Genomic DNA, 15460 nt, shown 5'->3' with positions numbered 1-15460 from the left:
CCATTTTCTATGAATTTTGCGATCCGCGCTGTGTCAAGTTTCATGAAAAAGGTCTATATTCACCGAAACTCAAACCCTGATGGGGCAAATTGTGACGAATTTTGGCAAAAACTTTTATTCGCCCGCTTCGCATGGCTTCGTGCGGGTCGCCTGTGCTACGCCGGACGTGCATATCGCCGACCCTAAGGCCAATCTGGCGGAGCATATTACTCTGATTAAAAAGGCTGAACGTCGGGGGGCTGATCTTGTTGTGTTTCCGGAACTCAGCCTGACGGGGTACACCCTCGATGAATTGTTCAACCAGCAGACCCTTCTGGATGCGGCCAAGGATGCGCTGGACGAACTGACCAATCTTTCCGGCGCTTATCGCTGCACCATTTTTGCCGGTGTTCCCCTGCGCATTGGCGGTGCCCTCTATAACTGTGCAGCTATTATTCACCGTGGCCGTTGTCTGGCGATTGTTCCCAAGACCTATCTGCCGAACTATCGGGAATATTACGAAAAACGGTATTTCGCCTCCGGGGCGACGCTTCCTCTCGGTAGTGTGCGGGTCAATGACCAGTTTACCATCGTTTCCACCGACCATGTCTTTCAGGCCAGTGATTTTCCGCAGTTCTCCTTTGGCGTGGAAATCTGCGAGGATTTGTGGTCGCCAGTTACGCCATCGACAAAGCTTGCCCTTAAAGGGGCCAACATTATCATAAACCTTTCCGCTTCGAATGTTCTGATTGGCAAATCCCGCGCCCGCAAAGCGCTTTGTTCCGCAACTTCGGAACGTCTCATCTGTGCCTACGCCTATTCGGCTTCCGGCAACGGAGAATCCACGACGGATTTAGCGTGGGATGGTCAATCTCTTATTTATGAAATGGGAGAATTGATCGGCGAAGGTGACCGGTTTGTCTCTGACAGCCTGACCTTTGCAGACGTAGACGTGGAACGTATTGCGCTTGAGCGGCAACGCAATGGCACCTTCCATGACGCGGCTCTCGGTCTCGAAGTTGTCGAGGCCGCAATGCCCTTCGATTATGTCCCTCATACCCTAACCGACTTTCACCGCACCGTCGACCGCTTCCCCTATGTGCCGAACGATCGCGAGCGGCTGGACGAAGACTGCTACGAAGCCTTCAATATTCAGGTTCACGGCCTGATGCAGCGCATCAAAAGCACGAAGTCCGAAAGCGTGGTCATCGGCGTATCAGGGGGGCTTGATTCCACCCATGCCCTGATCGTGGCGTGCAAGGCCTTCGACCGGCTGGGTCTGCCGCGCACGCAGGTCCGCGGCTACACCATGCCCGGTTTCGGCACGACCTCAGGCTCGAAGTCCGATGCGCACAAGCTGATGCGGGCCTTGGGCGTCACGGCGGAGGAAATCGACATCCGCCCGGCCGCCAAGCGCATGTTGATGGATATCGGCCACCCTTATGGCCAGGGCGAACGGGTCTACGACGTGGTGTTCGAGAATGTGCAGGCGGGGCTGCGCACCGACTTCCTCTTCCGACTGGCGGGCCAGCACAAGGGCTTTGTGGTCGGCACGGGCGACCTGTCGGAGTTGGCGCTCGGCTGGTGCACCTATGGCGTCGGCGACCATATGAGCCACTACAATGTCAATTGCGGGGCCCCGAAAACTTTGATCCAGCACCTGATCCGCTGGGCGGCGCGAACGGAGTTCGATCCGAAGGCGGCGCGTGTGCTGCGCTCGGTGCTGGAGCGTGAAATTTCGCCGGAACTGATCCCGGTGACCGATGGCGAAGCGCAGCGCACCGAGGACAAGGTCGGGCCTTATCCGTTGCAGGACTTCACCCTGTTCTACCTGACGCGCTATGGCCTGAAGCCGTCTAAGATCGCCTTCCTGCAATACCAGGCATGGAAGAACGCTGCGGCCGGCAACTGGCCGCCCGACTATCCGGAGGCCGACCGTCGCGCTTATGGCATCGCGGATATCCGCAAGTGGATGGAGGTCTTCCTGTTCCGCTTCTTCACCCTCTCGCAGTTCAAGCGCTCCGCCGTGCCGAACGGGCCTAAATTGATCTCCGGCGGGGCGTTGAGCCCGCGCGGCGACTGGCGCGCGCCGTCGGATTCGGCGGCGACTCTGTGGCTGAATGAACTAAGGGCGAATGTGCCTGAGGCTTAAACCCCGAACAGGCGCTCGCGTTCGGCCAGATTGCGCACCGAGATGTTCATGTCGGTGACCAGCCCGTTGGCGATCGAATAGACCCAGCCGTGGATAGCCAGCGGCTGGCCTTCACGCCAGGCATGAAGGATGATCGGGTTGGTGGCGACATTGCGCACCTGAGCGATCACGTTCAACTCGCACAGGCGGTCGACGCGGTTTTCCTGCGTCTCACAGGCATCCAGCTCATGGCGATGCTCGTGCGCCACGTCGCGGATGGGCGAGAGCCAGTGATCGATCAGGCCGTGGTCGGTCGATTCGATGGCCGCGCGCACGCCCCCGCAGCCGTAGTGACCGACGACCAGCACGTGTTTGATCTTCAGGACATGGACCGCGTACTGCAACACGCTGAGATAGTTGGCGTCCTGCTGCGGGGCCAGATTGGCGACGTTGCGGTGAACGAACAGCTCGCCCGGATCGAGATTGACGATTTCGTTGGCCGGCACGCGCGAGTCCGAACAGCCGATCCATAGATATTCCGGGTGTTGTTGTCGCACCAGACGAGAGAAGAAATCGGGATCGACGCGCGTTTTTTCGCGTGACCAGCGGCGGTTGTTCTCGATCAGGTTCTGAACCATGCCTGCCTCTCCATAGCTGTGGGCGGGCTTAAACGGCAGATGCGCCGCGGGGTCAACCCCTTTTTTAACGTCACGGCTTTACTTAGTTTTGGCCCAGGAAAGGCGCCACGAACAGCCAGATGGCCTTGAGGCCTGCATCGAGCTTTTGGCCCGCCCCGGCAAAGGAACCCGTATAGAAATAAAGGATGAGCGCCAGAGCGCCGATCAGCCCCAGCCCGGTTTCCAGCGCGGCGATAAGCCATTTCACCGGCTCGATGCGTTGCGTTGCCTTGTAGGTATCCTGCATCTGAATGCTCCCCGACCCGAATGGTTAACGAGTTTAGCCGCGGAAAGGAAACTGACAAGCCCTTTCATGGTGGCTATGGTCGCGGTAACGGACAGAGGCGGATATGACGCGGGATAGACAGGTGCGGCTGGCGGCAGGGCGGTTTCATCCGCTGACGGATGATTATCTCCGGGCGCTCAAGGACTGGCGCGGCGGTGGTGAGATGATCGTGGTGGTCATCGGCGCGAACATGTCGCGTTCGGCGCGTTATCCGTTCAGGGCCGAGGAGCAGTTCGCTATGCTGCAGGCTGCGGGGTTCGAAGCCGTGGCCATTGAGGAAGCCCTGCTGCCGGAAGCACGCGTGCGGCAACTGAGGGCGATAGTTGACGGGGGGCCGTTGCTATCGTTCGATGTCGGTTATGGCGGGGAACTGAAAGGGCTCTGGACCGGAGACATCGTCACGGCCGATCCAGTTATTAGCCGCCATGCTGCGGCTATCTGTTCGGCGTGGTTGCAGGGTGTGCCGTTTACAGGTGTGTCGGATGCTGTACGCGGCCTTATGCAGGTCGATCAGGATATCCACCAGGCGCTGGCCGAAGAAGATGCCTATATCGCGCAGTATCACCAAAGCTGGTCCGTGGCGCCCTATCCGCCGGTGCATGTGACGGTCGACGCCTTGATCCGGCAAGACGATCGTATCCTGCTCATTAAACGCGGCGGTCTGCCGGGGCGGGGGCAGTGGGCCCTGCCCGGCGGCTTCCTCGATCCGCACGAAACACTGGTTGCGGCGGCGTTGCGGGAACTGCGCGAGGAGACCGGTCTGTTCTTATCTGAATCGCAAGCCCGTCAATGCCTCAAGGGGCAGCGGGTGTTCGATCAGCCGGAACGCAGCGCGCGGGGGCGGACCCTCAGCCATGTCTGCTATTTCGACCTTAGCGGGCTGGAACTGCCGCCACTGGAGGCCGGCGATGACGCAGCGGCGCTGAAATGGACGGGCGTGACCTGTGCGCTGAAAATGCGCGCGCACATGTTCGAGGACCATTATCTGATGCTGCAGCATTTCCTCTCCACAGACACGGCGGTCACGGATTGGATTTGCCGTGAGCCGATGGCGAGGGATGTGTAAACTGTCATCGATTCGTAATGCGACGGGAGGCGTTTGGCATGTATGGCCGGTTGACAGTGATTTGCGGACCGATGTTCGCGGGCAAGACCACTGAACTGCTCAAACGTATCCTGTGGGCGCGCAACGGCGAGCGCAAGGACGTGCTGGTGGTCAAGACGGCCTTCGACGTGCGGTATTCGCGCACCGAGGTCATCACCCATGACGGTCTGGCGGCCGAGGCGGTGGTGCTGCACGCTTTCGCCGATATCGATGCGCGCTTTCAGGAGGCGGATCTGGTCTGCTTCGACGAGGTGCAGTTTTTCCAGAACATGGACCGCGACGTGGTCGAGGTCGTCAAGCGGCTGCTGGAAGCGGGCACGGACGTAGTGGCAGCCGGGCTCGACACCAACTGGAAGGGCGAGGCCTTTGCGGTGACCGGGCTGCTGCTGGCCATGGCGGACGAGGTCGTCAAGTTACGCGCCCATTGCGCGGTCTGCGGCCAGCCGGCGCACAAGTCGTTCAAGAAGGTCGAGGACGAGGCCGAGATTCAACTGGGGCATGGCGACATCTACGAGCCGCGCTGCAACCGGCACTGGTTCTCCGAACTGCCGCTGATCGCCATGACGCGTGGCCCTGAAGAGGCCAAAGCAACGGATAGATTGCCCGCATGACCGACGTTCGGCCTGAAGAAATTGCCGCGGCCCAAGAGCGCATTGCCGGACATGTGCATCGCACGCCGTTGTTTCAATCGGAAACGCTGAACCGCGCGCTGGGGCATCGCATTGTTTTCAAGGCCGAAAATCTGCAAAGGATTGGGGCGTTCAAGCTGCGCGGGGCGACCAATACGCTGCGCGCCCTGAAAGAACAGAAGGCTTTGTCTGACGAAGTCTGCGCCTTTTCTTCCGGCAATCATGCCCAGGCCGTGGCCTATGCGGCGCGCGCTCTGGGCGTCAAGGCGACCATCTTCATTCCGAAGCAGGCGTCGGGTGTGAAGATCGCCGCTACCCGCGCCTGTGGCGCCGAAGTCGTGCTGACCGAAACGCGGCAGATTGCCGAGGCGTCGGTGGCCGAATATATCGAACGCGGGGCCACCTTTGTCCATCCCTACGACAATCCTTACGTCATTGCCGGTCAAGGTACGGCCTGTCTTGAAGCTTTGCAGGATGGGGTTGAGGCGGATGCTGTCTTTGCGCCGTGCGGGGGCGGCGGGCTGATGTCGGGCACCTATCTGGCGACGCGACTGGCGCGCCCGCAAGCGAAGATATTCGCCTGCGAACCGTCCATGGCCAATGATGCGCATCGTTCGGTTCAGACCGGCGAAATCGTGCGTCTGAACGAGACGCCACGGACCATTGCCGATGGCGTGCGTACCCTTGCGGTGTCCGAACGCACCCTGTCTTACCTGAGTCAGCTCGACGGCTTTTACGAAGTCGATGAGGCTGAGATCATCCTGTGGACGCAATGGCTCACGCATTTGCTCAAGTTGACCATCGAGCCGACCTCGGCCATGTCGATGGCGGGTGTGACGAGATGGCTCAAAACCCAAACCGCGCCGCGTACTGTGCTGGTCATACTGTCGGGCGGCAATATCGCTGCCGAAACACTGCGGCAGATATGGGCGGAAGATCATCTCACACAACTGCCCTGGTAGGGCTGCATTAAATCCTTATTCCTCCCGCCCCTTTTTTGCCATGTTTGGTGGCAAGAGAGGTTGCACAATCTCAGGAGACACCATGGCCGCGAAAACCGATCCGATAACCCAACTTGTCGTTATGGCCTTCGGTTCGCCCGGCGTGGCACTACTTCTCGCCGGGGCCATACTGGTCTTTGCGGTCGGGCTGATCGTCTATTCCGGTATGAAATCCTACCGCCCTTTGCTGGGGGAAATCCGCGATCGCTGGAACCTGTTGACGGGCATCGGCGGGCAGAGCACTCGCAAAGCCTTTTTTGAACAGTTTCCCAAGATCGACACGCGTTTTTCCGGAACGGGCGTCGACGGTCAGTCTTCCGCCGCTCTGGTGCTGGGCTGGGCCAATTACCGCAGCCTGCTGGTGGACAGTGAGGGCGACGGGTTCATCACCTCCATCCGTGCGGCCGAAGCCTTCGATCGGCTGGATGAGCCGGCGCGGGCGCTGGAATGGTGGGCAAATATTCTGGTGGCTGTGGGTCTGGTGGTGACTTTCCTCGGTATCGTGGCCGCCCTGTCCGAAGCGACCTCGGCCATGGCCTCGGGTAACGGCGGCGAGGGTATGCAGGCGGCGCTGATGGGACTGCTGGCCATCGCCGCGACCAAATTCTGGACCTCGATCGCCGGCGTGCTGGCCTCGATCATCCTGCGGGTCGTCGCCCGCTTCCGCCGTCACGCCATTGAAAGCGCCGAGGCTGGTCTGTTTGTGGCGCTGGACGGCTGCGTCGGTTTTATGCCGCCGGAAAAAGTGTCGATGGAGCAACTCAAGAGCCTGAAACGGCTTGAGACGGCGCTTGTCCGTACGGAGGGCTGATCATGCGTTTCCGGCACCGTCGCGCGCACGAACTGGAAGAAGGCGAAAGCTATTACGTCTCCATGACCGACCTGATGGTCGGCGTGCTGTTCGTCTTCATCATCATGCTGGCCTATTTCGCCCTGCATTTCCGGGATACGACCCAAGAACTGACCAGCGCCAAGGACGCGCAGACAACGGCCCTGATGAAGGTCGCGACCGAGTTGCGTACGCATAATGCCGATATCGAAGTCGATTATAAGAACAGAATTGTCTGTCTGAAAGATACCGATCTGCTGGAATCCGGTGCGGCGGGCGAGCGCCGCTGTTTTGCCTATTCCGGCGCGGCGCCGACCGATGTGCAGAGCGAAGCTTCGCAAAAGACAGCCGCGGCTCAGGCGCTGTTCGCCTCCACCCTCAATGGGGACATCAGCCGCACCGTGCCTGCGGCCAGCGTCAATCTGTCTGATGGTTCAACGACTTTCGATCCCGACCGCCTGTTCAATGCCGGCACAGCCACGCTTTCCAGTGAAGGCCAATCGGCAGTATTGGAGTTGGCCCGCAGCCTGGCGGAAAGACTTCCGTGCATGGCTTATGGCGTGGACGCTTCCGACTGTAATAATGATACGAAGATGAGCGCCGTCACGATCGTCGCCCACGCCAATATCAACGCCTTCACCGCCGAAGGCCGCGCGGCTCAGGCGTTGTCGCTTGAACGTACAGTGGCCTTCCATCAGGCCCTGATCGCCGCGCAGCCGGTGTTAGGGCAATTGCGTAATCAGCCTCAGGGTGGAGAGCCGCTGTTGCGGGTGGTGTCCGTGGGTAATTCCTCGGTCAATGCGCCAACCGGTGGATCGGGCAAGATATTGGTGGTTCAGTTCCAGGTGGCGCCGCCTCCGCAATAATAAAGATGTTCGCTCTTGAGAAATGGCGGCGAGTTCAGTTATCTGTGACGGACTATATTTCCGCTATTTTTTAAGGACAGATCATGGGCGATACGGCGAAGGCATTGGCTGAGGTTCAGGCGCGACTGAAGGATTGGCTTTTCGAGGCGGCGCTGCCCATCTGGCGCGATACGGGTGTCGATAAGGCCAAAGGCGGCGTATTTGAAACCTTGGCCCTCGAGGGCACCCCCGCCGATGTCAATCGCCGCACGCGCGTCGCCGCCCGTCAGGTCTATTCTTACGCTCTGGCTAAGCAGATGGGCTATCAGGGCGATGTCGATACCGTCATCGACGCCGGCCTGAACTGGCTGAGCGGGCCGGCCGCCGCGCCGGGCGGTCTGGTCTATGCCGTGCTGACGCCGCAGGGCGAGGTGGTGAAGGCCGAGTTCGATTTCTACGATCACGCCTTCGCGCTCTTGGCCTACGCGTCGGCTTTCAAAGTGCGTCCGACCGACAAGAGCCTTGAACAGAAGGCCATCGCCATCCGCGATACGCTGATGACGACCTACAAGCATCCGGTGCGCGGCTTCGAGGAAGCCAATCCGCGCACCCTGCCGCTGAAGACCAATCCGCACATGCACATGTTCGAGGCCTCGCTGGCCTGGATCGAAGCGGGTGGGGATCAGACCTGGAAGGACATTGCGGGGGAAATCGCCCAGCTCTGCCTCGACAAATTTCTGCATCCGGTGACGGGCTCCTTGCGCGAATATTTCGACGGCGACTGGAATCCGCTGGAAGGCGAGATGGGTCGCATTATCGAACCGGGTCACCAGTTCGAGTGGGCCTGGCTGCTGGTGCGCTGGGCGGCGATCAGCGGCGACGATAAGTTCATCGCGCCGGCCAAGCGCCTGACGCAGATCGCCGAGGACCACGGCACGGATCATGTGCGCAATGCGACCATCTTCGAGCTGTGGGACGACTTCTCGGTAAAGGACAACAAGGCGCGCCTGTGGGCCCAGACCGAGCGCATGAAGGCCTATGTCGCCCTGCAATCCGTCGCCGCGACACCGGAAGAGAAGGCGGGTTACGTCGAAAAGCTGATCAAGGGCGCCGAAGGCCTCGAACTCTATTTCGATGCGCCGGTGCGCGGGCTCTATCGCGACAAGATGAATCCGGACGGCAGCTTCGTGCAGGAGCCCGCCCCGGCCTCGACCCTCTACCATATCATCTGCGCCATCGACGAAATGGCGCGCGTCGAAATGTGAGACCGATAAGCTTACGGGCTTGAGTGCGCCCTCACGGCGCTCTAAACTTTTGTTTTGCCGCGCATTTGCTTCCAAAAACCGTTGCACACTTTTTGGAATGCGCTCAAAAGCCCGTAAGTTCTGTCCGGAGTCCGCATAATGTCCGATACGCCATTGATATTGCTCACCCTGATCGCGCTCAAGGCCGGGGCGAAAATCATGGACATCTACGAAGCGGGCTTCTCGGTCGACTCCAAATCCGACGCCTCACCGGTGACCGAGGCCGACGGCGCGGCGGAAGAGATCATTCTGGCCGAACTGGCCAAGCTGTCGCCCGATATTCCGGTGGTGGCCGAAGAGGCCGTGTCGAAGGGCGATATTCCCGATACCGACGCCGTCTTCTATCTGGTCGATCCGCTGGACGGCACGCGTGAATTTATCTCGCGCAATGGCGAGTTTACCGTCAATATCGCCCTTATTGAAAACGGCGTGCCGGTAGCGGGCGTCGTCTATGCCCCGGCTTTGGGTGAGATGTTCTGGGGCGGGCGTGACAAGGGTGCGTTCCGCGCGCCGGTGACCAATGGTGTGATCGGTACGCAGGAAGCCATCAGCGTGCGCGAAGCCCCGGCGGCTCTGACCGCTATCGGCAGCCGCTCGCACGGCAGCGCCGAAACCGAAGACTGGCTCAAGCAATATACGGTCGGCGATTTCATCGCCGCAGGGTCGTCGCTGAAATTCTGCCGCGTGGCCGAAGGGGCGGCTGACCTCTATCCGCGTCACGGGCGGACGATGGAATGGGACACGGCGGCGGGCGATGCGGTCCTGCGCGCGGCCGGAGGTCTGGTGACGACGCTCGATGGTCAGCCGCTGAGCTATGGCAAGCGCGGGCGGACGGATGAGACCGACTTCGCCAATCCGTACTTTGTTGCGTATGGCGATCGGAAGCTAAGCACATCCCGAAAAGTGTGAAGCGGTTTTGGCTTCGCCGAACTTCGTTTCGGATATAGATGCGCGCCTCTCAATTGAGAAAGATTAGTCAGACTGAACCGTGTCGCCAGCCTTTTACGTTTGTTTGCCGAACGCTTCCTTCGTAAAAGCCGCACAAGAGAACGGACCGAGGGTTCGCGAAAAAGAGTGTGTGGCAAGGCATGTCGATTACCCCTGACCGGTTGACTCACCTGCGGCGTCTGGAAGCCGAGTCGATCCATATCATGCGCGAAGTGGCGGCGGAGTTCAAAAACCCCGTCATGCTCTATTCGATCGGCAAGGATTCGTCGGTCATGCTGCATCTGGCGATGAAGGCCTTCCATCCGTCGAAGCCGCCCTTCCCGTTGATGCACATCGACACGACGTGGAAGTTCCGCGAGATGATCAAGTTCCGCGACGACACGGTCGCGCGGCTGGGCCTGAACCTGATCACGCACACCAATGCCGACGGTGTGCGCGACAATATCAACCCGTTCGATCACGGCAGCTCGGTCTACACCAATGTCATGAAGACCGACGCATTGAAGCAGGCATTGACGGCGCAGGGTTTCGATGCCGCTTTCGGCGGGGCGCGCCGCGATGAGGAAAAGTCGCGCGCCAAGGAGCGCATCTTCTCCTTTCGCACGCAGAACCACGGCTGGGACCCCAAGAACCAGCGCCCGGAACTGTGGAACCTCTACAATGCCCGCATCAAGCCGGGCGAGTCGATCCGCGTCTTCCCGCTATCCAACTGGACTGAGCTGGACATCTGGCAATATATCCTCGTTGAGAATATCCCTATCGTGCCGCTATACTTCTCGGCGCCGCGTCCAGTGGTCAAGCGCGGGGGTCAGTGGATCATGGTCGATGACGAGCGCCTGCCGCTGAACGGCGAAACGCCGGAAGTGCGCAATGTCCGCTTCCGCACCCTGGGCTGCTATCCGCTGACGGCGGCCATCGAATCCGAAGCCACGACGCTGGAAGAAATCGTCGCTGAAATGCTGGTGGCGCGCACGTCTGAGCGTTCCGGCCGCCTGATCGACCACGATGAAGCCGGGTCGATGGAGAAGAAGAAGCGCGAGGGTTATTTCTGATGAGTGTTCTGGAAAAAATCGATACCTCGGCCTTTACCGAATATCTGTCGACGCACGAGAGGAAAAGCCTGCTGCGCTTTCTGACCTGCGGCAGCGTGGACGATGGCAAGTCGACCCTGATCGGCCGTCTGCTCTACGACACCAAGCTGATCTTCGAAGACCAGTTGGCGGGGCTTGAAAAGGACTCCAAGCGCTTCGGCACGGTCGGCGAAGAGATCGATCTGGCGCTTCTGGTCGACGGGCTTCAGGCCGAGCGCGAACAGGGCATCACCATCGATGTCGCCTATCGCTTTTTCACCACCGAAAAGCGCAAGTTCATCGTCGCCGATACGCCGGGCCACGAGCAATATACGCGCAACATGGCCACGGGGGCGTCGAATTCCGACCTCGCCGTCATCCTGATCGATGCACGCAAGGGTATCCTGACCCAGACCCGCCGTCACTCCTTCATCGTCTCCCTGCTGGGCATCAAGCACGTCGTGCTGGCGGTCAACAAGATCGACCTGATGGACTATTCGCCAGAGGTCTATGAGCAGATCACCGCGGATTACCGCGCCTTCGCGGCGGATTTCGGCTTCGAGACGCTGGTGTCGATCCCGCTGTCGGCGCGCTTCGGCGACAACGTGCTGGATCGCAGCGAGAAGCTCGGCTGGTACAATGGCCCGACCCTGGTCGAGCACCTTGAAACGGTAGAAATCGACCGCGACGAGACGAAAAAGCCCTTCCGTCTGCCGGTGCAGTGGGTCAACCGTCCGGACCTGAACTTCCGCGGTTTTTCCGGCACCATCGCTTCGGGCACGGTGCGTCCGGGCGACGAGGTGGTCGTAGCCGGCTCCGGCAAGACCTCGAGCGTCAAGGCTATCGTCACCTTTGACGGCGAATTGCCCGTTGCCGGGGCCGACGAAGCCGTCACCCTGACGCTGGAAGACGAGATAGATATTTCGCGCGGCGACATCATCGCGGCACCGGACGCTCGTCCCGAAGTCTGCGAACAGTTTCAGGCCAGCCTGATCTGGATGAACGAAGACGAACTGCTGCCGGGCCGCCCGTATCTGCTCAAGATCGGCGCGCGCACCGTCTCAGCGACCGTCACCGAAGTCCGCCACAAGACCGACGTCAACTCGTTCGAGAGGCTGGCGGCCAAGACGCTGCAACTCAACGAAGTGGCCACGGTCCTGATCGCCACCCAGTCGCCGATCGCCTTTGATCCGTACACGGAAAACAAGGCGACGGGCGCGTTCATCCTCATCGACCGCATCTCCAACCTGACGCTGGGCGCCGGGATGATCGATCACTCCTTGCGCCGCGCCAGCAATGTACACTGGCAGGCGCTGGAGGTGTCGAAGGAAGCGCGCGCAGGCATCAAGCGCCAGAAGCCGGCGGTTCTGTGGTTCACCGGCCTGTCTGGCGCGGGTAAGTCGACCATCGCCAATCTGGTCGAAAAGAAGCTGCTCAGCCTCGGCTATCACACGACCCTGCTCGACGGGGACAATGTGCGCCACGGCCTGAACAAGGATCTTGGTTTCTCAGATGCGGATCGGGTTGAAAATATCCGCCGCGTCGCCGAGGTGTCGAAGCTGATGACCGAAGCCGGTCTGATCACGCTCGTCTCCTTCATCTCGCCCTTCCGCGCCGAGCGCCAGATGGCGCGTGAGCTGCTGCAGGACGGCGAGTTCGTCGAAATCCATGTGGCTACGCCGTTGGATGTCGCCGAAGCGCGCGACGTCAAGGGTCTTTATAAAAAGGCCCGCGCTGGTCAAATTCCGAACTTCACCGGTATCGACAGCCCCTACGAAGCCCCGGAAAACCCGGAAATCGTGGTGGCGCAGAACGGCGAGTCGCCTGAGGCCGAGGCCGAACGCATCTTCGCCTGGCTGTACGAGAACGGCTACCTGCCGACGGAACCCACCTACGTTATCTGATGCCGTTCGACGCTGGGTTACGGCTTGCATTGGTCATTAAATGGCCCCACATCTGCGCTTCAAGCGGCGGGTTGAAGTGTATCGCGTAATGCACTAGACCCCGAAAGTCTGGAGTACAGCCATGTCCGAATTACAAGCCAATCCCGTCGTCGAACTCACCTCCGCGAAGTTCGGCAATCACCTGCCCATCTCAGTCATCGCCGGGCCGTGCCAGCTTGAGAGCCGGGAACACGCGCTCGAAGTGGCGTCGGCGCTGAAGGAGATTTCCGAGCGTCTGGGCTTCGGGGTGATCTTCAAGACCTCGTTCGACAAGGCCAACCGCACCTCGGCCAAGGCCGCGCGCGGTATCGGGCTGAAAGACGCCCTGCCGATCTTCGCCGAAATCCGCGAAAGCCTCGGCCTCGCTGTCCTGACCGACGTGCATGAATCCCAGCAGTGCGCGCCGGTGGCCGAAGCCGTCGATGTGCTGCAAATCCCCGCCTTCCTCTGCCGTCAGACCGACTTATTGCTGGCCGCCGCCGCGACCGGCCGTGCCATGAATGTCAAAAAGGGGCAGTTCCTCGCCCCCTGGGACATGAAAAACGTCCTCGACAAAATCGTTCTGGGCGGCAATCCGAACGTGCTGCTGTGCGACCGCGGCACCAGCTTCGGTTACAACACGCTCGTTTCCGACTTCCGCGGCCTGCCGATCATGGCCTCGACGGGCGCGCCGGTGATTTTCGACGCCACCCATTCGGTGCAGCAGCCCGGTGGTCTGGGCGGTTCGTCGGGCGGTCAGCGCGAATTCGTGCCGGTTCTGGCGCGTGCGGCGGTCGCTGTCGGTGTCGCCGGCCTGTTTATCGAAACCCATCCGGACCCGGACCATGCGCCGTCTGACGGCCCGAATATGGTGCCGCTGGCCTCGTTCGAAGGCCTGATGCGCGACCTCATGGCCATCGATCAGGTGGCCAAGGCCATCACTGCCCGCGACGCCGCCGAGTAGTATGAAGCCGGTCATCCTCATCCCGGCGCGCATGGCTTCGACCCGCCTGCCGAACAAGCCGCTGGCCGACCTCAATGGGGAGCCGATGATCGTCGCCGTGTGGCGGCGCGCCATCGAGGCCGATCTGGCCGCTGTATGGGTCGCTACCGATACGCCGGAAATCGCCGAGGCCATCCGCGCCGTCGGCGGCAATGCCGTGATGACGAAGCCTGACCACCCGTCGGGCTCAGACCGCATTTTTGAAGCCATCAGCCGTATCGATCCGGACCGGCAGTACGACATTTTGCTCAATGTACAGGGCGACCTGCCGACCGTGTCGCCGGAAACCATCCGAGCCGTGTTCGAGCCACTGAAAGACGCCGAGGTCGATATCGCCACCCCGGTGGTGGAAATCCGCACCGACGAAGAGCGCAATGCCTCGTCGGTGGTGAAGATGATCGGCACGCCGATCGCGCCGGGCCGTTTCCGCGCCCTCTATTTCACGCGCGCCACCGCGCCTTGGGGCGAAGGGGCGCTATATCACCATATCGGTCTGTATGGCTGGCGACGTTCGGCGCTGGAGCGCTTCGTGACGCTGGCCCCGTCGCCGCTGGAGCTGCGGGAAAAGCTGGAGCAGTTGCGTGCGCTGGAGCACGGTATGCGCATCGATGCCGTCGAGGTGGGCGAAGTGCCTCTGGGGGTCGATACACTGGCCGATCTGGAAGAGGCGCGCCGCCGCCTCGCAGGAAAGTAAATATGGCTCTTGAAACCGCCCTCGACGCGACATCCGCCCTTCAGGCCGCACAACAGACCGTGGAGATCGAAACTGCCGGCCTGAGCGCTATGCGCGACGCGCTGAATGGTGAACTGGGGCAGCGCTTCGAAGCGGCCATCGACGCCATCCTCACGGCTCAGGGCAAGGGCGGGCGAATTATCGTTACCGGCATGGGCAAGTCGGGCCATATCGGGCGCAAGATCGCCGCATCTTTGGCTTCGACCGGCGCATTGTCGCATTTCGTCCACCCGGCCGAAGCCAGCCACGGCGATCTCGGCATGGTCGGCGGCAATGATGTGGTGCTGGCCCTGTCCTGGTCCGGCGAAGCGCCCGAACTGGCCGACATCATCGCCTATACGCGCCGCTTCGAGGTGCCGCTGATCGCCATTACCTCAGGCCCAAAAAGCGCGCTGGGGTCTGCGGCGGACATTGCGCTGGTCCTGCCCAAGATGGCCGAAGCCTGTCCCAATGGTCTCGCGCCGACGACGTCGACCACCATGCAACTGGCCATGGGCGACTGCATCACCGTGGCGCTCCTGTCGCTCAAAAAGTTCACGGCGCAGGACTTCCGTCAGTTCCATCCCGGCGGCAAGCTGGGCTCGCGCCTGCTCAAGGTGCGCGACCTGATGCACAGCGGTGAGGCCATGCCGCTGGTCGGCGAAGACACGCCGCTGTCGCAGGCCATCGTCGAGATGTCGTCCAAACGCTACGGCATGACCGGTGTGGTGGATGCCCAAGGCCGTCTGACCGGTATCGTGACCGACGGCGACCTGCGCCGGGCCTTCAGCGAAGGCTTTACCGACCTTGCCGTGTCCGGGATGATGACCCGTGCGCCGCGCGTAACGACGCCGGACACGCTGGCGTCGCAGCTTCTGGCCGAGATGAACGCCCGCAGCATTACCGGCATGTTCGCGGTTGAAAATGGCAGGCCAGTTGGCGTGATCCACCTGCACGAAATCTTGCGCGCGGGCGTGGCTTAGAGCAGAATGACTTTAGATAGAGGCGTCGTCCCCTTT

Annotated in this window: 15 protein-coding genes; 13 read left to right on the top strand and 2 right to left on the bottom strand. The window is 61.0% G+C overall.

The window, feature by feature from the left end; translation table 11 throughout:
• The first annotated feature begins 79 nt into the window (after nt 1-79).
• Entirely contained in the window at nt 80-2131 is a 2052-nt protein-coding gene (locus LH365_RS13380) for an NAD(+) synthase (protein ID WP_226744131.1), read from the top strand.
• On the opposite strand, the gene LH365_RS13375 is transcribed toward LH365_RS13380, so the two are convergent.
• Entirely contained in the window at nt 2128-2748 is a 621-nt protein-coding gene (locus tag LH365_RS13375; protein ID WP_107876062.1) for a carbonic anhydrase, read from the bottom strand. The two genes, LH365_RS13380 and LH365_RS13375, sit on opposite strands and share 4 nt — an antisense overlap.
• Nucleotides 2749-2830: 82 nt before the next feature.
• Nucleotides 2831-3034 carry a hypothetical protein gene (locus tag LH365_RS13370; protein ID WP_226744130.1) on the bottom strand — a complete coding sequence of 68 codons (204 nt, stop codon included), beginning with the start codon at nt 3032-3034 and terminating at the stop codon, nt 2831-2833.
• A 103-nt stretch (nt 3035-3137) separates the two neighbouring features.
• Between LH365_RS13370 and LH365_RS13365 the strand changes: the two genes are divergently transcribed.
• The 12 genes from LH365_RS13365 to LH365_RS13310 all read left to right on the top strand — a co-directional run bounded on the left by LH365_RS13365 (nt 3138) and on the right by LH365_RS13310 (nt 15424).
• Nucleotides 3138-4139: an NUDIX domain-containing protein gene (locus LH365_RS13365; protein WP_226744129.1), complete on the top strand. Its 1002-nt coding sequence runs from the start codon at nt 3138-3140 to the stop codon at nt 4137-4139.
• A 71-nt stretch (nt 4140-4210) separates the two neighbouring features.
• Nucleotides 4211-4789, top strand: a complete 579-nt coding sequence (locus LH365_RS13360; RefSeq protein ID WP_255606648.1) for a thymidine kinase — start codon at nt 4211-4213, stop codon at nt 4787-4789.
• A complete protein-coding gene (locus LH365_RS13355) occupies nt 4786-5769 on the top strand; it encodes a serine/threonine dehydratase (RefSeq protein WP_226744127.1) in 984 nt (327 codons plus the stop codon). The genes LH365_RS13360 and LH365_RS13355 overlap by 4 nt, the downstream gene beginning before the upstream one ends.
• Nucleotides 5770-5851: 82 nt before the next feature.
• Complete coding sequence (locus tag LH365_RS13350) at nt 5852-6619, top strand: hypothetical protein (protein ID WP_226744126.1); 768 nt, start codon at nt 5852-5854, stop codon at nt 6617-6619.
• Between the two features lie 2 nt (nt 6620-6621).
• A complete protein-coding gene (locus LH365_RS13345; RefSeq protein WP_226744125.1) occupies nt 6622-7503 on the top strand; it encodes a hypothetical protein in 882 nt (293 codons plus the stop codon).
• A gap of 83 nt (nt 7504-7586) precedes the next feature.
• Nucleotides 7587-8747, top strand: coding sequence for an AGE family epimerase/isomerase (locus LH365_RS13340; protein WP_226744124.1), 1161 nt, complete (start codon nt 7587-7589; stop codon nt 8745-8747).
• 138 nt (nt 8748-8885) lie between these two features.
• Entirely contained in the window at nt 8886-9695 is an 810-nt protein-coding gene (cysQ, locus tag LH365_RS13335) for a 3'(2'),5'-bisphosphate nucleotidase CysQ (RefSeq protein ID WP_226744123.1), read from the top strand.
• A 179-nt stretch (nt 9696-9874) separates the two neighbouring features.
• Nucleotides 9875-10786, top strand: coding sequence for a sulfate adenylyltransferase subunit CysD (gene cysD, locus LH365_RS13330; protein WP_226744122.1), 912 nt, complete (start codon nt 9875-9877; stop codon nt 10784-10786).
• Nucleotides 10786-12708: a sulfate adenylyltransferase subunit CysN gene (gene cysN / locus LH365_RS13325; RefSeq protein WP_226744121.1), complete on the top strand. Its 1923-nt coding sequence runs from the start codon at nt 10786-10788 to the stop codon at nt 12706-12708. The genes cysD and cysN overlap by 1 nt, the downstream gene beginning before the upstream one ends.
• Before the next feature lie 121 nt (nt 12709-12829).
• Nucleotides 12830-13690 (top strand): 3-deoxy-8-phosphooctulonate synthase, encoded by an 861-nt coding sequence (gene kdsA, locus LH365_RS13320; protein WP_226744120.1) that lies wholly within the window; start codon nt 12830-12832, stop codon nt 13688-13690.
• Between the two features lies 1 nt (nt 13691).
• A complete protein-coding gene (locus tag LH365_RS13315; RefSeq protein WP_226744119.1) occupies nt 13692-14423 on the top strand; it encodes a 3-deoxy-manno-octulosonate cytidylyltransferase in 732 nt (243 codons plus the stop codon).
• Nucleotides 14424-14425: 2 nt separating this feature from the next.
• A complete protein-coding gene (locus LH365_RS13310; RefSeq protein ID WP_226744118.1) occupies nt 14426-15424 on the top strand; it encodes an SIS domain-containing protein in 999 nt (332 codons plus the stop codon).
• The last annotated feature ends 36 nt before the right edge of the window (nt 15425-15460 follow it).

The sequence above is a fragment of the Asticcacaulis sp. AND118 genome, assembly GCF_020535245.1.
GTDB lineage: Bacteria > Pseudomonadota > Alphaproteobacteria > Caulobacterales > Caulobacteraceae > Asticcacaulis.
This window is presented reverse-complemented; position numbering and strand designations above follow the sequence as displayed.